The 20,308-nt window shown below is 69.7% G+C and carries 13 protein-coding genes, 1 tRNA gene and 1 rRNA gene; 12 read left to right on the forward strand and 3 right to left on the reverse strand.

The genetic code is table 11. From position 1 onward, the window contains the following. Positions 1-2 precede the first annotated feature (2 nt). The 3 genes from rrf to ACGFW6_RS40370 all read left to right on the forward strand — a co-directional run bounded on the left by rrf (position 3) and on the right by ACGFW6_RS40370 (position 1,047). Positions 3-119: ribosomal RNA gene (gene rrf, locus ACGFW6_RS40360) — 5S ribosomal RNA — on the forward strand. A gap of 113 nt (positions 120-232) precedes the next feature. Then, positions 233-895 (forward strand): DegT/DnrJ/EryC1/StrS family aminotransferase, encoded by a 663-nt coding sequence (locus ACGFW6_RS40365; protein WP_393521658.1) that lies wholly within the window; start codon positions 233-235, stop codon positions 893-895. 76 nt (positions 896-971) lie between these two features. Beyond that, positions 972-1,047 (forward strand) — tRNA-Thr (locus ACGFW6_RS40370). Positions 1,048-1,105: 58 nt separating this feature from the next. On the opposite strand, the gene ACGFW6_RS40375 is transcribed toward ACGFW6_RS40370, so the two are convergent. Next, positions 1,106-3,850 carry a SpoIIE family protein phosphatase gene (locus ACGFW6_RS40375; protein ID WP_393521526.1) on the reverse strand — a complete coding sequence of 915 codons (2,745 nt, stop codon included), beginning with the start codon at positions 3,848-3,850 and terminating at the stop codon, positions 1,106-1,108. A gap of 378 nt (positions 3,851-4,228) precedes the next feature. Here ACGFW6_RS40375 and ACGFW6_RS40380 point away from each other — a divergent pair, with 378 nt between their 5' ends. From ACGFW6_RS40380 to ACGFW6_RS40420, 9 genes are all read left to right on the forward strand, one after another. Beyond that, on the forward strand, positions 4,229-9,703 hold the full coding sequence (locus tag ACGFW6_RS40380) for a HAMP domain-containing protein (protein ID WP_393521528.1): 5,475 nt from the start codon (positions 4,229-4,231) through the stop codon (positions 9,701-9,703). A 244-nt stretch (positions 9,704-9,947) separates the two neighbouring features. After that, on the forward strand, positions 9,948-10,631 hold the full coding sequence (locus ACGFW6_RS40385; RefSeq protein ID WP_393521530.1) for a two-component system response regulator: 684 nt from the start codon (positions 9,948-9,950) through the stop codon (positions 10,629-10,631). A gap of 161 nt (positions 10,632-10,792) precedes the next feature. Beyond that, positions 10,793-13,531, forward strand: coding sequence for a DNA translocase FtsK (locus ACGFW6_RS40390; RefSeq protein ID WP_393521532.1), 2,739 nt, complete (start codon positions 10,793-10,795; stop codon positions 13,529-13,531). Positions 13,532-13,813: 282 nt separating this feature from the next. Continuing rightward, positions 13,814-14,650: a helix-turn-helix domain-containing protein gene (locus ACGFW6_RS40395; RefSeq protein ID WP_393521534.1), complete on the forward strand. Its 837-nt coding sequence runs from the start codon at positions 13,814-13,816 to the stop codon at positions 14,648-14,650. 94 nt (positions 14,651-14,744) lie between these two features. Next, the gene (gene rimO, locus ACGFW6_RS40400) at positions 14,745-16,226 is read left to right on the forward strand and encodes a 30S ribosomal protein S12 methylthiotransferase RimO (RefSeq protein ID WP_393521536.1); all 1,482 of its coding nucleotides are present in this window, start codon (positions 14,745-14,747) and stop codon (positions 16,224-16,226) included. Next, on the forward strand, positions 16,223-17,005 hold the full coding sequence (gene pgsA / locus ACGFW6_RS40405) for a CDP-diacylglycerol--glycerol-3-phosphate 3-phosphatidyltransferase (RefSeq protein WP_393521538.1): 783 nt from the start codon (positions 16,223-16,225) through the stop codon (positions 17,003-17,005). Before rimO ends, pgsA begins: the two co-directional genes overlap by 4 nt. Beyond that, complete coding sequence (locus ACGFW6_RS40410) at positions 17,002-17,547, forward strand: CinA family protein (protein WP_393521540.1); 546 nt, start codon at positions 17,002-17,004, stop codon at positions 17,545-17,547. The genes pgsA and ACGFW6_RS40410 overlap by 4 nt, the downstream gene beginning before the upstream one ends. Before the next feature lie 109 nt (positions 17,548-17,656). Continuing rightward, complete coding sequence (locus tag ACGFW6_RS40415; RefSeq protein WP_030046881.1) at positions 17,657-18,037, forward strand: helix-turn-helix domain-containing protein; 381 nt, start codon at positions 17,657-17,659, stop codon at positions 18,035-18,037. A gap of 293 nt (positions 18,038-18,330) precedes the next feature. Continuing rightward, positions 18,331-18,630, forward strand: a complete 300-nt coding sequence (locus ACGFW6_RS40420) for a hypothetical protein (protein WP_393521542.1) — start codon at positions 18,331-18,333, stop codon at positions 18,628-18,630. Here the strand turns inward: ACGFW6_RS40420 and ACGFW6_RS40425 are convergent. Continuing rightward, on the reverse strand, positions 18,578-19,342 hold the full coding sequence (locus ACGFW6_RS40425; RefSeq protein ID WP_393521544.1) for an SDR family NAD(P)-dependent oxidoreductase: 765 nt from the start codon (positions 19,340-19,342) through the stop codon (positions 18,578-18,580). The two genes, ACGFW6_RS40420 and ACGFW6_RS40425, sit on opposite strands and share 53 nt — an antisense overlap. A 32-nt stretch (positions 19,343-19,374) precedes the next feature. Continuing rightward, a complete protein-coding gene (locus ACGFW6_RS40430) occupies positions 19,375-20,262 on the reverse strand; it encodes an Fpg/Nei family DNA glycosylase (protein WP_393521546.1) in 888 nt (295 codons plus the stop codon). Between the last annotated feature and the right edge of the window lie 46 nt (positions 20,263-20,308).

Raw genomic sequence — 20,308 nt, forward strand, 5'->3', positions numbered from 1 at the left:
GTTTCGGTGGTTATAGCGTGAGGGAAACGCCCGGTTACATTCCGAACCCGGAAGCTAAGCCTTACAGCGCCGATGGTACTGCAGGGGGGACCCTGTGGGAGAGTAGGACGCCGCCGAACTCCTTTTATAGGGTTGGACCCTGAACTTCGGTTCTGGGTCCAACCCTTTTTTGTTGTCCGTCACCTGACGTTCACGTTCCGCAACCAACATCACCCACATGGGTACTGCTGCAATGCTCAGGGCCGCCGGCGTCGGTGTCGGTGATGAGGTTGTCGTACCGGCCTTCGGGAACGTCGAAGTCGCCGAGGCCGTGGTCCTGGCCGGAGCGCTGCCGGTGTTCGCCGACATAGATCCGGTGACGTACTGCCTGGACGGCTCCGCTGTCGAGGCGGTGGTCACTCAGCGCACGGCCGCCGTCGTCGCCGTACACCGTTTCGGTCGGTCGGCTGATATCGCGCGGTTGCACGAGATCGGTCAGCGGCACGGGCTGCTGGTGCTGGAGCAGGGTGAGTCCGAGGCTCCGTACGACGAGATCGCTCAGCGCAGGCAGCGGGCCTCGTACCTGGATGCGAAGCTCAAGGGTGTGTACACGCCGGACGGCGGCGACGGGCACACCTACCAGCAGTACGTCGTGCGGGTTCCGGGGAACGGGCGGCCGGATCGGGACGCTTTCGCTCGGGCCGTGCGGGCCAGGGGAGTTGAGTGCCGGGTGCCGGTGAAGACGCCCGTGCATCGGCTGCCTGAGTTCCGGCGGTGCGTGTCCCTGCCGGAGACCGAGCGAGCCTCTGATGAAACGTTGGCTCTGCCGGTCGACGCTTCCCTGACCAAGCGCGACATGCAGCGCATCGTGTCTGCCTGTAATGCGCTGGGAGGACTGCTTCAGCCCGCCTTCTGAGCGAGTTTGGGAGCATGGCGCGTTCAGGGTATGATCTATTCCGTTGCCGCGAGGGAAACTTCGCAAAGGGCAGCAGGCCCCTATAGCTCAGTCGGTAGAGCGTCTCCATGGTAAGGAGAAGGTCAACGGTTCGATTCCGTTTGGGGGCTCCACGCAGAAGGCCCCGCCCATTCGGGCGGGGCCTTTCTCATGCCCTTGTTCCAGCCTGCCTCAGTCCTTGTGGATGCCCGGCACCCGCATCGCCAGGATCGCCATGTCGTCGGACGGGGCGTCAGAGGCGAAGCGTTCGACCGCGCGCATGATGCGGGCCGCCACAGCGCCGGCTGTGAGGCCGGTGCAGGTCGTGAGGACGTCGGTGAGGCCGTCGTCGCCCAGCATGCGGCTGCCTTCGCGGCGTTCGGTGACACCGTCCGTGACGCAGAGCAGGACATCGCCCGGGTCGAGGGTGACCGTCTGCTCGTAGAGCTCCAGGTCCTCCATGACGCCGAGGAGCGGCTGGGGTTCCGCGGCCGGCTCGACCGTGCCGTCCTGGCGCAGGCGGAGCGGCAGCGGGTGGCCGGCGCAGACCACCTTCAGTTCGGCGCTGCCGTCCTCCTGTGGCCTCAACTCGCCGTAGAGGAGGGTCAGGAAGCGGCTGCGGGCGCCCTCGTCGAGGATCGCGGAGTTGAGGCGCTCCAGGACCGCGGGGCCGCTGAGGCCCTCGCGCGCCAGGAGCCGGAGGGCGTGCCGGGCGAGGCCGGTGACCGCCGCCGCGTTCGGGCCCGTACCGCAGACGTCGCCGATGGCGAAGCCGTAGGCGCCGTCGCTGATCGGGAAGAGGTCGTAGAAGTCGCCGCCGACCTCGTTGCCCTCGCCGGCCGCGCGGTAGATGACCTCGACCTCGACGCCGTCGATCTCCGGGAGCTCGGGCGGCAGGAGGCTGCGCTGGAGGGACTGGCTGATGGCGGTGCGCTCGGAGTAGAGGCGGGCGTTGTCCAGGGCCAGAGCGGCCCTTCGGGAGAGGTCCTCGGCCAACTCCAGGATTTCCTGGCGGAAGTGTTCGTCCGTGGGCTTGCCGAGGGTGAGCATGCCGATGACGCGGTTGCGCGCCACCAGGGGCAGGACGACCGTCTCGCCGCCGACCGCGGACGCCGTGGCCAGCGTGGGGCCGATGCCGGCGCTGATGCGGCCGACGGGCTCGCCCAGGCCGAGGCTGCGCATGGAGGTGCGCAGGGCGGCCTGGTGGGCGGATTCGGCGGGGGCCGACCAGACCCGGGCGCCCGGGGTGGGTACCGGGTCCGGCGGGGGGATCTTCGAGAGCAGTGACTTAATGCCGTCGATGAGTTCCTCGTCCTCGTGCAGGACGTAGGACAGGTACGGCTCCGAGGCCTGGTCGGCGATCGTGTAGACCGCGCACCAGGTGGCCAGGGTCGGGACCGTCATCTGTGCCATCAGGGCGAGGGTCTGGTCGCGGTCCAGGGTGCCGGCGAGGAGGTCGGAGGCCTCCACCAGGAAGCTGAGGGAGCCGCGGCGCAGGCGTTCGAGCTCGCCCAGGCGGGCCGATTCGACCGCGAGCGCGATGCGGTCGGCGGCGAACTGCAGGCGCAGGGCCTCTTCGTTGGAGTATCTCGCGGGGCCCTCGGCGGCGACGCCGAGGGAGCCGGTCAGGCGGCCCTCGACTTTCAGGGGGACCGTGACGACCGAGCGCATGCCGGTGCCGCGGAGCAGGGGTACGGCGCCGGGGACCATGGTGAGGTCCTCGTGGACCGCCGGCATCCGGGCGGAGCCGTAGCGGCCGGGGCCGGCTTCGACGGGCACGCGCGCGAAGCGCTGGCGGGCGGAGGGCAGGCCGGTGGACGCGCGGACCTCCAACTCCGTCTCGTCGTCGGTCGCGAGGAGCAGGAACGCGGAGTCGCCGTCCAGCATGTCCCGGGCGCGTTCCACCGTGCGCTGGAGGAGGCCGTCGAGGTCGTCCGGGGCCGGGGAGCCGATGAACACCTCGAACGGGTCGGTGCTCGTCGACTCGCTGGACGCGTCGGAGGCGGGGACCCGCAGCGGGGTCTGGAGGACGGCGCGTTCGTGGTCGCGGACCAGGAGGCAGACCGTGGAGGGTTCGCCGCCCGTGTCGCGGACGCGGAGATGAGAGGCGTACACCGGGGTGACGCGGCCGTTGGCGCCCCTGATGCCGTAGCTGCCCTCCCAGCGTGAGAGCTGGAGGGCCTCCGCGATGCCGGTGCTGGTGCCCGGGGTGTGCGGCCAGGCCGCGAGGTCCGTGAGGGGCTTGCCGGTGACCTGCTCGGCCGCGTAGCCGAAGAGCTCCTCGGCGTCCTCGTTCCACGACGAAATGGAGCCCGTGCGGTCGATCTGGACGACCGCGACGCGGACCCGGCCGTCGGCGAGCGGGAGGAGGTCGGAGGGCAGCGAAGGGCCGGCGGCGCGCGTGCCCACCGGGCGTGCGGGGAGGTCGAGTTGGAACCAGACCTGCTTGTGCGTGGGGGTGTACTCGACGCCCCAGCGGCCGGCGAGGGCCGCGCAGAGCTGGAGGCCGCGGCCGCCCTCGCGGTCGGGGCTGCCCATGTTGACCGGTGAGCCCTGGAGCGGGATCTCGCGCTCCGGATACCGGTCGGCCACCTCGATTCGTACACCTTCCTCACTGCGCAGACACAGGACGTCCGCGGAGGTGCCGGCGTGCACGACGGCGTTGGTCACCAGTTCACTGGTGAGGACGACGGCGTCGTCGACGATGTCGGCGAAACCCCAGCCCTGCAGCGTGTCGCGGACGAAGGAGCGGGCGCTCGCGACCGATCGCCCGACGGGATCGAAGCTGGCTGCCGCGCGCGCGGTGATCACTGAACTCCTCGTCCGGTTGTCGACGTGCAGGCCTACCTGGCCGACCGGCTCACGCCGCTGGTGCGGCATGTGCGCCCCCGTCGGCCGGTCCGGGGATTGTCCCCCCGGGATCAGTCCGGTGGTCATGTCCGGCTGCCCCTCCGATGCCCGCTCGTGCTCCTCCTGTCACCGCCCAGGCCGGACGGGACCGGCGCGGCTGGACAGCCGCATGCAAGGTTACTTACCTTCGCCGTCCATGCGGATGCCGGTCTGCAGTGTTTCCGCCCAGAGGGTGTGCGGACGATGTGCGAAGCTGCCGAACTGTTATGGCCGGGTTCAGGCAGGGTGAAACACTGGGCAAGCTTCTTGTGAAGGTCCGGGCAGGCTGAGTGTGAGTCGCGTACCGCGGGCAGCAGCACGTGGTGTGGCCTGGTATATCCGGCAGGAATACCCAGCAGTAATGGGTACGCGGAGCAGCAGCAACCCGAGCACGGCATAACGGTCGACCCCTGCGGGAGGGACACAGTGGAGTCTGGCGCAGCGACGCGGGGCACTAAGACGCGCGCGAAAGGCGGACAGTCCCTGAGGAACGAGCGCAAGGCGCGTGGCGGGACCACTGCCGTGGACACGGCTGCCCTGAACCGGCTGCTTGCGGCACTGGTGTCCATGCGCGACGGGAACTTCCGGAAGCGGCTCACGGTGTCCGGCGACGGCGTGATGTCGGAGATCGCCGCCGTCTTCAACGAGGTGGCCGACCGCAATCTCCACCTCACGGGTGAGCTGGCGCGTGTGCGGCGCATGGTCGGCCGGGAGGGCAAGCTCACGGAGCGGCTGGAGACGGGCGCCTGCGAGGGCTCCTGGGGAGCCGCGATCGACAACTCCAACTCCCTGGTCGACGACCTCGTACGGCCGGTCTCCGAGGTCGGCCGGGTGCTGTCCGCGGTGGCGGACGGTGATCTGTCGCCGCGCATGGAGTTGCGTACGCAGGGCGCGGACGGGACCGGGCATCCGCTGCGGGGCGAGTTCCTCAAGGTCGGGCGTACGGTGAACAACCTCGTCGATCAGCTCTCGACGTTCACCGACGAGGTCACCCGGGTGGCCAGCGAGGTCGGTACCGAGGGCAAGCTCGGCGGGCAGGCACGCGTGCGCGGGATGTCGGGTTCGTGGAAGGACCTCACGGACTCCGTCAACACGATGGCCTACCGGCTGACGGCGCAGGTGAGGGACATCGCGCTGGTGACCACGGCGGTCGCCAAGGGCGATCTGTCCCGCAAGGTCACCGTGCACGTCGCCGGCGAGATGCTGGAGCTCAAGAACACCGTCAACACGATGGTGGACCAGCTGTCGTCCTTCTCCTCCGAGGTGACGCGAGTCGCGCGCGAGGTGGGCACGGAGGGCGAGCTCGGCGGGCAGGCGCAGGTGCCGGGTGTGGCCGGCGTGTGGAAGGACCTCACCGATTCGGTGAATCTCATGGCCGGCAACCTGACGGCCCAGGTGCGTGGGATCGCCCAGGTGACGACGGCGGTCGCCAACGGTGATCTGTCGCAGAAGGTGACCGTGTCGGCGCGGGGCGAGGTCGCCCAGCTCGCGGACACGATCAACCAGATGACCGAGACGCTGCGCATCTTCGCGGACGAGGTCACCCGCGTGGCCAACGAGGTCGGCGCCGAGGGCCGGCTGGGCGGCCAGGCGAACGTGCCGGGCGCCGCGGGCACCTGGAAGGACCTGACGGACTCCGTCAACACCGTCTTCCGCAATCTCACCATTCAGGTGAGGGACATCGCCGCCGTGACGACGGCCGTGGCCAGTGGTGACCTGTCGCAGAAGGTCACGGTCGACGTGGCCGGCGAGATGCTGGAGCTGAAGAACACCGTCAACGGCATGGTGGACCAGCTGTCGGCGTTCGGTGCCGAGGTCACGCGGGTCGCGCGTGAGGTCGGTGTCGAGGGTGAGCTGGGCGGCCAGGCGCAGGTGCCGGGCGCGGCCGGGACCTGGAAGGACCTGACGGACTCCGTCAACACCGCGTTCCGGAACCTCACCGGACAGGTGAGGAACATCGCCCAGGTGACGACGGCCGTGGCCAACGGCGACCTGTCGCAGAAGGTCACCGTGGACGTCTCCGGCGAGATGCTCCAGCTGAAGAACACCGTGAACACGATGGTCGACCAGCTGTCGTCCTTCGCCGACCAGGTCACGCGGATGGCCCGGGACGTGGGTACCGAGGGCAGGCTCGGCGGTCAGGCCGTCGTACCGGGGGTCGCCGGTACGTGGAAGGAGCTGACCGACTCCGTCAACGGCATGGCAGGCAACCTGACCGCCCAGGTGCGCAACATCGCGCAGGTCACCACTGCGGTGGCCCAGGGTGACCTGTCGCAGAAGATCGACGTCGACGCGCGCGGCGAGATCCTGGAGCTGAAGAACACCATCAACACGATGGTCGACCAGCTCTCCGGCTTCGCCGACCAGGTGACCCGGGTGGCCCGCGAGGTGGGCACCGAGGGCCGGCTGGGCGGGCAGGCGCAGGTGCCCGGTGTGGCCGGCGTGTGGCGGGACCTGACCGACTCCGTGAACGGCATGGCGGGGAACCTCACCGCCCAGGTGCGCAACATCGCCCAGGTCGCCACCGCGGTGGCCCGCGGTGACCTGTCGCAGAAGATCACCGTGGACGCGCGCGGCGAGATCCTGGAGCTCAAGAACACGCTGAACACGATGGTGGACCAGCTGTCGTCGTTCGCGGAGGAGGTCACCAGGGTCGCCCGTGAGGTGGGTACGGAGGGCCAGCTCGGCGGTCAGGCCGAGGTCCAGGGCGTCTCCGGCACCTGGAAGGACCTCACGCAGTCCGTGAACTTCATGGCGAACAACCTGACCATTCAGGTGCGCCAGATCGCCGAGGTCACGACCGCGGTCGCCAAGGGCGACCTGTCGAAGAAGATCACCGTCGACGCCAAGGGCGAGATCCTCGAGCTCGTGACGACCGTCAACACGATGGTCGACCAGCTCTCCAGCTTCGCCGAGCAGGTGACCCGGGTGGCCCGTGAGGTGGGCACCGAGGGCATCCTGGGCGGTCAGGCGCACGTTCCGGGTGTCACGGGCATCTGGAAGGACCTCAGCGGCAACGTGAACCTGATGGCCAAGAACCTGACCATGCAGGTGCGCAACATCTCCCAGGTCGCTGCGGCCGTCGCCAACGGTGACCTGACCCGTACGGTGACGATCGAGGCGCGCGGCGAGGTCCAGCAGCTCGCCGACACCTTCAACACCATGGTGAAGACCCTGAGTTCGTTCGCCGACCAGGTCACCAAGGTGGCCCGCGAGGTGGGCACGGACGGCATCCTCGGCGGCCAGGCGCACGTACCGGGTGTGGCGGGTACGTGGAAGGACCTCACCGACTCCGTGAACGGCATGGCGTCCAACCTGACCGGCCAGGTGCGCAACATCGCGATGGTCACCACGGCCATCGCCAAGGGCGACCTGACCAAGAAGATCGACATCGATGCCCGCGGCGAGATCCTCGAACTGAAGACGACGATCAACACGATGGTCGACCAGCTGTCGTCGTTCGCCGAGGAGGTCACCCGAGTCGCCCGCGAGGTGGGCACCGAGGGACAGCTCGGCGGCCAGGCACGCGTGCGTGACGTCGACGGAACCTGGCGCGACCTCACCGAGTCCGTGAACGAGATGGCAGGGAACCTGACGCGTCAGGTGCGCGCCATCGCGCGCGTGGCGACCGCGGTGACCCGTGGTGACCTGAACCTGAAGATCGACGTCGACGCGTCCGGCGAGATCCAGGAGCTCCAGGACTACATCAACAAGATGATCGCCAACCTGCGCGACACCACGATCGCCAACAAGGAGCAGGACTGGCTCAAGGGCAACCTCGCCCGGATCTCCGCGCTGATGCAGGGCCGCCGCGACCTGGCGGACGTGGCCTCGTTGATCATGAGCGAGCTGACGCCGGTGGTGACCGCGCAGCACGGCGCGTTCTTCGTCGCCATGCCGCTCCTGGACGGCAAGGACCTGGCCGCGGAGAACGACGAGGCGTACGAGCTGAGGATGCTCGGGTCGTACGGCTATTCGATGGGCTCCATGCCGACGTCCTTCCGGCCGGGTGAGGCGCTCATCGGGACGGCCGCCGAGGAGAAGCGCACGATCCTCGTGGAGAACGCGCCCAGCGGCTATCTGAAGATCTCCTCCGGGCTCGGCGAGGCGCCTCCGGCGCAGGTGATCGTCCTTCCGGTGCTGTTCGAGGGCAAGGTGCTCGGCGTCATCGAGCTGGCCTCCTTCACCCCGTTCACCCAGATCCAGAAGGACTTCCTCAACCAGATCGCCGAGATGATCGCGACCAGCGTCAACACGATCTCGGTCAATACCAAGACCGAGGTGCTGCTGAAGCAGTCGCAGGAGCTGACCGAGCAACTGCGCGACCGCTCCGAGGAGTTGGAGAACCGGCAGAAGGCCCTCCAGGCGTCCAACGCCGAGCTGGAGGAGAAGGCCGAGCTGCTGGCCCAGCAGAACCGCGACATCGAGGTGAAGAACACCGAGATCGAGGAGGCGCGGCAGGTCCTGGAGGAGCGCGCCGAGCAGCTCGCCGTCTCGATGCGCTACAAGAGCGAGTTCCTCGCCAACATGTCGCACGAGCTGCGTACGCCGCTGAACTCGCTGCTGATTCTGGCCAAGCTGCTCGCCGACAACGCCGAGGGCAACCTCTCGCCCAAGCAGGTCGAGTTCGCCGAGACCATTCACGGCGCCGGCTCCGACCTGCTCCAGCTGATCAACGACATCCTGGACCTGTCGAAGGTCGAGGCGGGCAAGATGGACGTCTCGCCGACGCGTATCGCGCTCGTCCAGCTCGTGGACTACGTGGAGGCCACGTTCCGGCCGCTGACCGCGGAGAAGGGCCTGGACCTGTCCGTACGGGTCTCTCCGGAGCTGCCCGCCACGCTGCACACCGATGAGCAGCGGCTGCTCCAGGTGCTGCGGAACCTGCTGTCGAACGCGGTGAAGTTCACCGACTCCGGCGCGGTCGAGCTGGTGATCCGGCCCGCCGGGATGGACGTACCGCAGGTCATCCGGGAGCAGCTGCTGGAGGCCGGTTCGCTGTCCGAGGTGGGCGCGCCGTTGATCGCGTTCTCCGTGACCGACACCGGCATCGGGATCGCGGCCAGCAAGATGCGGGTGATCTTCGAGGCGTTCAAGCAGGCGGACGGCACGACCAGCCGCAAGTACGGCGGCACGGGGCTGGGGCTGTCCATCTCGCGGGAGATCGCGCAGCTGCTCGGCGGCGAGATCCACGCGCAGAGCGAACCGGGACGCGGCTCGACGTTCACGCTCTACCTGCCGCTGCACCCCAGCGAGCTGCCGCCGCACGGCTACCAGCAGCAGCTGCCGGCTCTCAACGCCGGCGATCTGGTGGCCGCGGCCGACCTCGCGGAGCTGTCCGACGTGGAGGTCGAGACGCCGGCGGAGGTGCGGTCGTACCGGGAGACCCAGAACGGCGCCGCCGCGCTCTTCAGGCGCCGTCGCAGGGCCGTGCACGAGCTGGAACAGGCTCCGGCGCAGCCGGAGCAGTGGCCGGCGCCGGAGCGGCAGGAAACGGCTCCGAAATCGCGTCGCGGGATCCGGTTCGGTGGTGAGAAGGTGTTGATCGTCGACGACGACATCCGCAACGTCTTCGCGCTGACCAGTGTCCTGGAGCAGCACGGCCTGTCGGTGCTGTACGCCGAGAACGGCCGCGAGGGCATCGAGGTCCTGGAACAGCACGACGACGTGGCGGTCGTCCTGATGGACATCATGATGCCGGAGATGGACGGATACGCGACGACGACGGCGATCCGCAGGATGCCGCAGTTCGCCGGGCTTCCGATCATCGCGTTGACCGCGAAGGCGATGAAGGGTGACCGGGAGAAGGCGATCGAGTCGGGCGCTTCCGATTACGTGACGAAGCCGGTCGATCCCGATCATCTCCTGGCGGTGATGGACCAGTGGATGAGGGACCAGTGACGAGAGCCGAAAGTGTTCACACGGAGTTGCTGACTCAGTGTGCTCGAAGCCGTGTAGAAGTGCGGGATTCGGGGAACCTTCTGGTCTCCTGCTGCGTTTCTGCTACGTGCACAGTGACATCGCGGTGACAGGGTGTGGCGACAGGCGGGGTGCGGCTACCATGACCGGCACGAGGGCGGGCGGCGTAAGGGAGTCGTCCCCTGGGGCGGAGCCCGGTGCACTGCCGGGGCGAGGAGGGCGGGCCATGGTGCAGAAGGCCAAGATCCTCCTGGTCGATGACCGGCCGGAGAATCTGCTGGCGCTGGAGGCGATCCTCTCTGCGCTCGATCAGACCCTGGTGCGGGCATCGTCCGGGGAGGAAGCGCTCAAAGCACTGCTGACGGACGACTTCGCAGTCATTCTGCTGGACGTCCAGATGCCGGGCATGGACGGTTTCGAAACCGCGGCGCACATCAAGCGGCGGGAACGGACCAGGGACATCCCGATCATCTTCCTCACCGCGATCAATCACGGCCCGCACCACACGTTCCGCGGCTACGCGGCCGGCGCGGTGGACTACATCTCCAAGCCGTTCGACCCGTGGGTGCTGCGGGCGAAGGTCTCCGTGTTCGTCGAGCTGTACATGAAGAACTGCCAGCTCCGGGAGCAGGCGGCGCTGCTGCGGCTCCAGTTGGAGGGCGGTGGCGGCAAGGCCGCGGGCGCCGAGTCCAAGGAGCCGGCGGGGCTGCTCGCCGAGCTGTCGGCGCGGCTCGCGGCCGTCGAGGAGCAGGCCGAGGCGCTGTCCAAGCAACTCGACGACGACTCGGCGGACGCGGCTGCGGTGGCCACCGCGGCTCATCTCGAACGCAAACTCACCGGGCTGCGGCGGGCGCTGGACGCGCTGGAGCCGGGCACCGGGAGCACGTCGTCGGTGCCGTCGCAGAACTGACTCCCCGTCGGCTCCGGTTGGCGGGTGGGCGGCGCCCGACCGTCCTGTACGTGACCGGCTCGTGAACCGGCGTCAGTTCGCCGCCTCCGCAAGGGCGACACGAACGGGTGAAGCAGTGGGCACACGTGTCCACTGTCTTCTCCACCGGTAACCTCACACCCATGGCCTCACGTTCCTCCGCAGCCAAGAAGCCGCCCGCGAAGAAGGCGGCCGCTTCCGCGAAGGCTCCGGCGAAGAAGGCCGCCGCCAAGAAAGCCCCCGCGAAAAAGGCGCCGGCGAAGAAGGCCGCGGCCAGGAAAGCCGCGCCCCCGAAGCCCGCGCCCAACCCCACCGGGGGCGTGTACCGGCTCGTGCGCGCCGTCTGGCTCGGGCTCGCGCACGCGGTCGGCGCCGTGTTCCGCGGCATAGGGCAGGGCGCGAAGAACCTCGACCCCGCCCATCGCAAGGACGGCATCGCGCTGCTGCTGCTCGGCCTCGCGCTGATCGTCGCCGCGGGCACCTGGTCCAATCTGCGCGGTCCCGTCGGCGACCTCGTCGAGATCATCGTGACCGGCGCCTTCGGCCGGCTCGACCTGCTCGTGCCGATACTGCTCGCGGTCATCGGCGTGCGGTTCATCCGGCACCCCGAGCAGCCCGAGGCCAACGGCCGCATCGTCATCGGCCTGTCCGCGCTCGTCATCGGCGTGCTCGGCCAGGTCCACATCGCCGTCGGCTCGCCGGCCCGCAGCGACGGCATGCAGGCCATAAGGGACGCGGGCGGGCTGATCGGCTGGGGCGCGGCGACCCCGCTGACGCACACCATGGGCGACGTCCTCGCCGTACCGCTGCTCGTGCTGCTGACGATCTTCGGTCTGCTGGTGGTCACCGCGACCCCGGTCAACGCCATCCCGCAGCGGCTGCGGCAGTTGGGCATCAAGCTCGGCATCCTGCCCGACCCCGAAGAGGACGACGAGTACAGCGACGACGACGAGCGCTACGACGACCAGTGGCGCGAGGCGCTGCCGGCGGCGCGCGGGCGCAAGCGGGCTCCGGCGCGCGAGGCGTACGACCCCGAGGGCGCCGAGCAGCAGGCCCTCTCGCGGCGTCGTGGGCGTCCGAGGCGCTCCGCGGTGCCGCAGCCCGAGATGGACCGTCCCATGGACGCTGTGGACGTCGCCGCGGCGGCCGCGGCAGCGCTCGACGGCGCCGTCCTGCACGGTATGCCGCCGTCGCCGATCGTCGCCGACCTCACCCAGGGCGTCAGCGTGGGCGACCGCGCGGAGACGACCCCGGTGCCGACGCCGGTCCCGGCCGCGCGGCCCAAGCAGGAGAAGCTCCCGAAGACCGCCGTCCCCGACCCCGCCAAGTCCGAGGTGCCGGACCTCACCAAGGCCGCGCCCGACGAGATGCGCGACCTGCCGCCGCGCGCGGAGCAGCTCCAGCTGTCCGGAGACATCACGTACGCGCTGCCGTCTCTGGACCTCCTGGAGCGCGGCGGTCCCGGCAAGTCGCGCAGCGCCGCCAACGACGCGATCGTCGACTCGCTCACGACCGTCTTCTCCGAGTTCAAGGTCGACGCCCGCGTCACCGGCTTCACGCGCGGTCCGACGGTCACGCGCTACGAGGTCGAGCTCGGGCCCGCCGTGAAGGTCGAGCGGATCACCGCGCTCACGAAGAACATCGCGTACGCGGTCGCCAGCCCGGACGTGCGGATCATCAGCCCGATCCCCGGCAAGTCCGCGGTCGGCATCGAGATCCCCAACACCGACCGCGAGATGGTCAACCTCGGCGACGTGCTGCGTCTGGCGGCCGCCGCCGAGGACGACCACCCGATGCTGGTCGCGCTCGGCAAGGACGTCGAGGGCGGCTACGTGATGGCGAACATCGCGAAGATGCCGCACGTGCTGGTCGCCGGTGCGACCGGTTCCGGTAAGTCCTCGTGCATTAACTGCTTGATCACTTCGATCATGATGCGTGCGACCCCCGAGGACGTCCGCATGGTCCTCGTCGACCCCAAGCGCGTCGAGCTGACGGCCTACGAGGGCATCCCGCACCTGATCACGCCGATCATCACCAACCCGAAGCGGGCCGCCGAGGCGCTCCAGTGGGTCGTACGCGAGATGGACCTGCGCTACGACGACCTGGCGGCGTTCGGCTACCGGCACATCGACGACTTCAACGAAGCCGTGCGCAACGGCAAGGTGAAGGCACCCGAGGGCAGCGAGCGCGAGCTCCAGCCGTACCCGTACCTGCTGGTGATCGTCGACGAGCTCGCCGACCTGATGATGGTCGCGCCGCGCGACGTCGAGGACGCGATCGTGCGCATCACGCAGCTCGCGCGTGCCGCCGGCATCCACCTGGTGCTCGCCACGCAGCGGCCCTCCGTGGACGTCGTCACCGGTCTGATCAAGGCGAACGTGCCCTCGCGGCTCGCCTTCGCCACCTCCTCGCTCGCCGACTCCCGGGTCATCCTCGACCAGCCCGGCGCCGAGAAGCTGATCGGCAAGGGCGACGGGCTGTTCCTGCCGATGGGCGCCAACAAGCCCACGCGTATGCAGGGCGCGTTCGTGACCGAGGAAGAGGTCGCGGTTGTCGTCCAGCACTGCAAGGACCAGATGGCGCCCGTCTTCCGGGACGACGTCACCGTCGGGACGAAGCAGAAGAAGGAGATCGACGAGGAGATCGGCGACGACCTCGACCTGCTCTGCCAGGCCGCGGAGCTGGTGGTCTCCACGCAGTTCGGTTCGACCTCGATGCTGCAGCGCAAGCTGCGCGTCGGGTTCGCCAAGGCCGGGCGGCTGATGGACCTCATGGAGTCCCGCGGCATCGTGGGGCCGAGCGAGGGATCCAAGGCTCGTGACGTTCTTGTGAAGGCTGATGAGCTGGACGGAGTGCTCGCCGTGATCCGCGGGGAGGCATAAAGCGAGCCCCACGCGGAATACGAGCTTGAAGTGGTCGCCTCGCGGGTGGGTGGGCGACGAGCCCGATGCCCGATCGTGACTCACCCGTAAGGGATCATTGAGCAACCGTTCCCCTTCGGCGTACGTCAAGTTGAGGGAAGCGACAATCGCGTACCCCACCATCGGTCTGACCGGCCATACCGATGGCGTACAAAGTCCCACCGCCCGGTTGCCCCACCCTTTCGTTACCCCCCTAGACTGAACCTCCAGCACAGGTGGCTTAAACGCTCGAAAGGCGCCCCCGTGTCCATCGGCAACTCCCCTGAAGACGAGCGTCCGTTCGAAGACGTATCCGAGGAAGCCCGCCCCTCGATCGGCCGTGCCCTGAGGCAGGCGCGCCTCGATGCCGGGCTGACCGTCGACGACGTCACCAACGCCACCAGGGTCCGCATCGCCATCGTGCAGGCCATCGAGGCGGACAACTTCGCCCCCTGTGGCGGCGACGTGTACGCCCGTGGTCACATCCGAACCCTGGCCAAGGCCGTCCACCTCGATCCGGCCCCGCTGCTCGCCCAGTACGACGCCTCGCACGGCGGGCGACCGGCGCCGACCCCCGCCGCCCCTCTGTTCGAGGCGGAGCGCATCCGTCCCGAGCGGCGCGGGCCGAACTGGACCGCGGCCATGGTCGCCGCGATCGTCGCCGTGGTCGGTTTCGTCGGGTTCACCGCCTTCAAGGGCGGCGACGACGGCGGCAACTCGGCCGTCGCCGAGGGCGGCTCGACGCCGACGTCCGACAAGACCACCCCCACCCCGAAGACCGACAAGCCCAAGGACCCGAAGCCCGAGCCGTCGGACAGCGCCATCGCCGCCGTCCCGCAGGACAAGGTGACCGTCCAGGTCAGCGCCGCCGACGGACGGAGCTGGATCGCGGCCAAGGACCACAACGGCCGGTTCCTCTTCGACGGGCTCCTCAAGCAGGGCGACACCAAGACCTTCCAGGACAACGAGAAGATCAACCTGGTCCTCGGTGACGCGGGCGCGATCGACCTCTACGTCAACGGCAAGAAGATCGAGGACGACTGGCAGCCCGGCGCCGTGGAGCGCCTCACGTACACCAAGGGCGACCCGCAGGCGGGATGAGTCCGACCGAACGGTCGAGCTGAGGACGGGGTTGGCCAAGATCGGCCAACCCCGTCGACGTGGGCTGTCAGTGAGACAAAGTAGTCTTGAGCCCATGCCTGAACGCCGTACCGTCGCACTCGTCACTCTTGGCTGCGCCCGTAACGAGGTGGACTCGGAGGAGCTCGCAGGCCGCTTGGAGGCGGACGGCTGGGACCTCGTGGAGGACGCCGCGGACGCGGACGTCGCCGTCGTCAACACCTGCGGCTTCGTCGACGCCGCCAAGAAGGACTCCGTCGACGCCCTCCTGGAGGCCAACGACCTCAAGGACCGTGGAAGAACCCAGGCCGTCGTGGCGGTGGGCTGTATGGCCGAGCGGTACGGCAAGGATCTCGCCGAGGCCCTTCCCGAGGCCGACGGAGTGCTCGGCTTCGACGACTACGCCGACATCTCCAACCGCCTCCAGACCATCCTGTCCGGCGGCATCCACGCCTCGCACACCCCGCGCGACCGGCGCAAGCTGCTGCCGATCAGCCCGGCCCAGCGGCAGGAGTCCGCGGCCGACGTCGCGCTGCCCGGGCACGCCCCCGTCGACCTCCCGGAAGGGCTCGCTCCGGCCTCCGGCCCCCGCGCGCCCCTGCGCCGCCGCCTCGACGGCGCCCCGGTCGCCTCGGTGAAGCTCGCCTCCGGCTGCGACCGGCGCTGCTCCTTCTGCGCCATCCCGTCCTTCCGCGGTTCCTTCATCTCACGCCGGCCCAGCGATGTGCTGAACGAGACGCGGTGGCTGGCCGAACAGGGCGTGAAGGAGATCATGCTGGTCTCCGAGAACAACACCTCCTACGGCAAGGACCTGGGCGACATCCGCCTGCTGGAGTCCCTCCTGCCGGAGCTCGCCGAGGTCGACGGCATCGAACGCGTCCGTGTCAGCTACCTCCAGCCGGCCGAGATGCGTCCCGGCCTGATCGACGTGCTGACCTCCACGCCGAAGGTCGCCCCCTACTTCGACCTGTCCTTCCAGCACTCCGCGCCGGACGTGCTGCGCGCGATGCGCCGCTTCGGCGACACCGACCGGTTCCTCGAGCTGCTCGACACCATCCGCGGCAAGGCCCCGCAGGCCGGCGTCCGCTCCAACTTCATCGTCGGCTTCCCCGGCGAGACCGAGGCCGACCTGGCCGAGCTGGAGCGCTTCCTGAACCACGCGCGGCTGGACGCCATCGGCGTCTTCGGCTACTCCGACGAGGACGGCACCGAAGCCGCGACGTACGACAACAAGCTCGACGAGGACCTCGTCGCCGAGCGGCTGGCGCGTGTCTCCCGGCTGGCCGAGGAGCTTGTCTCGCAGCGGTCGGAGGAGCGCGTCGGGGAGACCGTGCACGTGCTCGTCGAGTCCGTGGACGACGAGGACTCGGCGGAGGGCGCGTACGGCCGGGGTGCGCACCAGGCGCCCGAGACGGACGGCCAGGTGCTGCTCACGAGCGGCGAAGGGCTGCGCGTCGGTCGTATGGTCGAGGCGAAGGTGGTCGGTACGGAAGGTGTCGACCTGGTGGCCGAGCCGCTGCTGGGCTCGCTCGCGTGTAGTGAGGAGGCGGACAGATGACCGGAGTTCCGGCGTCCGCCGCGGGCGGCTCCCAGGCGGGTGCGGCGGCGGGCAAGGCGAGCGCGATGGGCTCGTCCAAGGCCGGCGCGTCCAAGGGTGTCGGCCCGAGGGCGGGCGGCTCCGACGCGGGCGGCGCCGAGGGCGGGGCGAAGTCGCCCCGCGGCGGGAAGATCGCGGCCGCGGCCGTCAACCAGGCCAGCGTCTGGAACATCGCCAACCTCCTGACCATGCTCCGCCTGGTCCTCGTGCCCGCGTTCGTGGCCCTGATGCTGGCCGACGGAGGCTACGACCCGGCGTGGCGCTCGCTCGCCTGGGCGGCCTTCGCCATCGCCATGATCACGGACCTCTTCGACGGTCATCTGGCGCGCACGTACAACCTCGTCACCGACTTCGGGAAGATCGCCGACCCCATCGCCGACAAGGCGATCATGGGTGCGGCGCTGATCTGTCTGTCGGGACTGGGCGATCTGCCGTGGTGGGTGACGATCGTCATCCTCGGCCGGGAACTCGGGATCACGCTCCTGCGTTTCCTGGTCATCCGGTACGGCGTGATCCCGGCCAGCCGCGGCGGCAAGCTCAAGACGCTCACGCAGGGCGTGGCCGTCGGGATGTACATCCTGGCGCTGACGGGGTGGCTGGCCACCCTGAGGTGGTGGGTGATGGCCGGTGCGGTCGTCCTGACCGTGCTGACCGGGCTCGACTATGTGAGACAAGCCATTGTGCTGCGCAGGCAGGGAATCGCCGAGCGCAAGGCCGCGTTGGAGGAGACGGAAGCGTGAGTTCCCGGGCCACCGACGTGGTGCGACTACTCACAGTGAACGGTGAGACGCTCGCTGTGGCGGAGTCGCTGACCGGCGGGCTGGTGGCGGCGGACATCACGACCGTCCCGGGGGCATCAAAGGTCTTCCGGGGGTCGGTGACCGCTTACGCCACCGAGCTGAAGCACCGGCTACTCGGCGTCGACGCCACCCTGCTGGAGCAGCACGGCGCGGTGAATCCGCAGGTCGCGGCCCAGATGGCGGCCGGCGTGCGGAAGGCGCTGGGTGCCGACTGGGGCATCGCCACCACCGGTGTGGCGGGGCCCGACATGCAGGACGGACACCCCGTAGGGACCGTTTTCGTCGCCCTGGACGGGCCGATCGGTCCTGGTTCCGGTTCTGCCGGTGGCGGAAAAGTGGAGGCCCTGCGGTTGAACGGCGGCCGCGAGGAAATTCGTATGGAGAGTGTACGGAGCGTACTCGCACTGCTCCTGACGGAGCTTGCGGGCGAACACAGTGGGAATGAGCGGGCACAGGATACGGAACAGAACGGGGGGTTTTGATGTTTGCAGCCCTGAGTGAACACGACATCGCTCCCCGCACGGCCGCGGCGCAAGGCGGTACGGTGGGGCGTGAAGGATGCGGCTACGCGGTCCGAGGAGGGAGCCACCGATGATTCTGCTCCGTCGCCTGCTGGGTGACGTGCTGCGTCGGCAGCGCCAGCGCCAGGGCCGTACTCTGCGCGAAGTCTCCTCGTCCGCCCGAGTCTCACTCGGCTATCTCTCCGAGGTGGAGCGGGGGCAGAAGGAGGCTTCCTCCGAGCTGCTCGCCGCGATTTGCGACGCGCTGGACGTACGGATGTCCGAGCTCATGCGAGAAGTGAGCGACGAGCTCGCCCTCGCCGAGCTGGCCCAGTCTGCTGCGGCCACACCCAGCGAGCCCGTCCCCGCGTCGGTCCGTCCGATGCTGGGTTCCGTGTCGGTGACCGGTGTGCCACCGGAACGGGTGACCATCAAGGCGCCCTCCGAGGCGGTGGACGTGGTCGCCGCGTGACGGTGACGCCGGTGCGCATGGGCTGACCATGCGCTGAGGAGTTGTGTGAGACCCCGGTCGGGGCTTCGCCAGGGAGACCTGGAGAAGAGCGGCCGGGGTTTCGTGCTGTCTGGGGCCGGGGCCGGCGGTTGCCGTCGGGTCCGTTTGCCGGGGTGTGGTCGCGCGGTCAAGGTGGAGGGTGTGACGGTGCCCGACACGGCGTGAAGGCGTTGGCCCGCGCCGTCACCGTGTGCCGTTGCTGCGCCCTCCCGGCCGGTGTGCGGGCGGCCTAGCCTCGGGCTGGAGGTGAGCTGATGGCAGGGCCGATAGCGCGCTGGGGGGCGGCTCTCGGGTTCGGGGCGCTGTGGTGGTGGGCCGTGCTGCGGCTCGCGCTGGCGCCGGACGCGGGGGCGATGGAGGCGGGCGTGGCCGCCGGGGGGTGGGGGCTGAGCCTGCTGCCGGTGCACTGTGTGCCGAAGGCGCGGGCCGTGGGCGCCGTCGATCCTCGGCGTTGGGTGCGGGCCTGGCGGGCCGGGCGGACGGGGCGGGCCGCGGTGGCGGCTACCACGGCATCGCCACACCACCGTTCGGACGCAGGATCTGGCCCGTGGTGAAGGACGACGCGTCGGACGCCAGGTGCAGCACCGCGTGCGCGACGTCTTCCGCTTCACCGACGCGGCCCAGCGGCGACATCCGCGCCATGAACGTCTCTGTGTGAGTCTGCGCCGCGGTGTCGTGGCGGTCGGTCATCCGAGTGCGGATCCAGCCGGGGGCGACGGCGTTGACGCGGATGCCGTGCGGGCCCATCTCGGTGGCCAGTGTCTTCGTGAGCTGGACGACGGCCGCCTTCGCCGCGCCGTAGCAGAGGAGCCCGGGGCCGCCGGTGTCCACGGCGCCCGAGGCCATGGTGACGATGCTGCCCTTGACGCGCTGGGCGAGCATCGCGCGGGCCGCCTCCTGGCAGGCGTACAGCACACCCTTGAAGTTGACGTTCAGTACCCGGTCGAGGTCCTCGTCGCGGGTCTCCAGGACCGGGCTGCTGTGCATGATCCCGGCGACCGCGGCCATCACGTCCAGCCGCTCGCAGGCGGCGACGGCCTGGCGGAGCTGCGTGCGGTCGGTGACGTCGAGGTGGTGGACGTGGGCGGTGCCGCCGCTCGACTTGATGAGGGTCGCCGTGTCGTGCAGGCCCTGCTCGTCGCGGTCGGCGCAGTGCACGCTCGCGCCGGCCTCGGCGAGCAGCACGGCCGAGGCGCGGCCGATGCCGCTGGCGGCGCCGGTGACGAATGCGGTGCGTCCGGTGAGGTCGTACGCCTTAACGGCCATGAGGGGACGGTACGAGTCGATCTGACGGGGCGTCAATTAGTCGTACGCGGTTGGGTTCTGCGAGGGGCTGCTGTGCCGCGCGTCCGGCTCGGGGACGGGCCCGCCTGGCAGTTGGGGCACCAGTAGGTGGGGCGCTCGCGGGAGCCGTCGCCCTGGTCGGCCGCGCGGATGGGGGTGGCGCAGCGCAGACAGGGGCGGCGGGTGCGGCCGTAGACGAAGAGGTCCTGGCCGCGGCGGCCCGTGGTGTTGCGGACCGGGCGGTCGCGGTTGGCTTCCAGGAGCTTCTTGGCGAGAAGCGGCAGTTGGGCGGTGTGCTCGGCGGGGAGCGCGCCGACGGGGAGCCAGGGGGTGACGCGGAGCAGGAAGCAGAGCTCGCTCTTGTAGACATTGCCGATACCGGCGAGGTTGCGCTGGTCCAGCAGGGCCTCGCCGAGGGCGCGGGCGGGGCCGGTGAGCAGGTTGGCGAGGGCGCGGTCCGGGTCCCAGTCCGGGCCCAGGAGGTCGGGGCCCAGGTGACCGACGGCTCGGTCCTCCTCGATGGTGCGCAGGAGTTCGAGGACCGGGAGGCGGTAGCCGACGGCCGTGCGGGCGGGGCGGGCGTCGGCGGTGCCCGGGATGTCCGGGCCGGGGGCGGTGGTGAGGACCACGCGGATCTGGTGGACGGGACCGCCGGTCCAGCGCTGCTGGTCGGTGAACACCTTCCAGGAGCCTTCCATCCCCAGGTGCGAGTGGATCGTCAGGCCGCCTTCGACGCGGGTGAGGAGGTGTTTGCCGCGAGGGGTGACGTTCAGGACGGTGCGGCCCGTGAGGTCGGCCGTGGCGAACTTGGGCACCCGGAAGTCGCTCCGGGTCAGCGTCCCGCCGGCGAGGGCGGTGTGGAGCCGCTTCGCGGTCTGCCAGACCGTGTCTCCTTCGGGCATGGGTCAAGGGTGGCACGGGCCGAGGGCCTGCGCGGGTGGGCGGTCG

The organism is Streptomyces sp. Y7, assembly GCF_043195415.1.
Classification (GTDB): Bacteria; Actinomycetota; Actinomycetes; order Streptomycetales; family Streptomycetaceae; genus Streptomyces.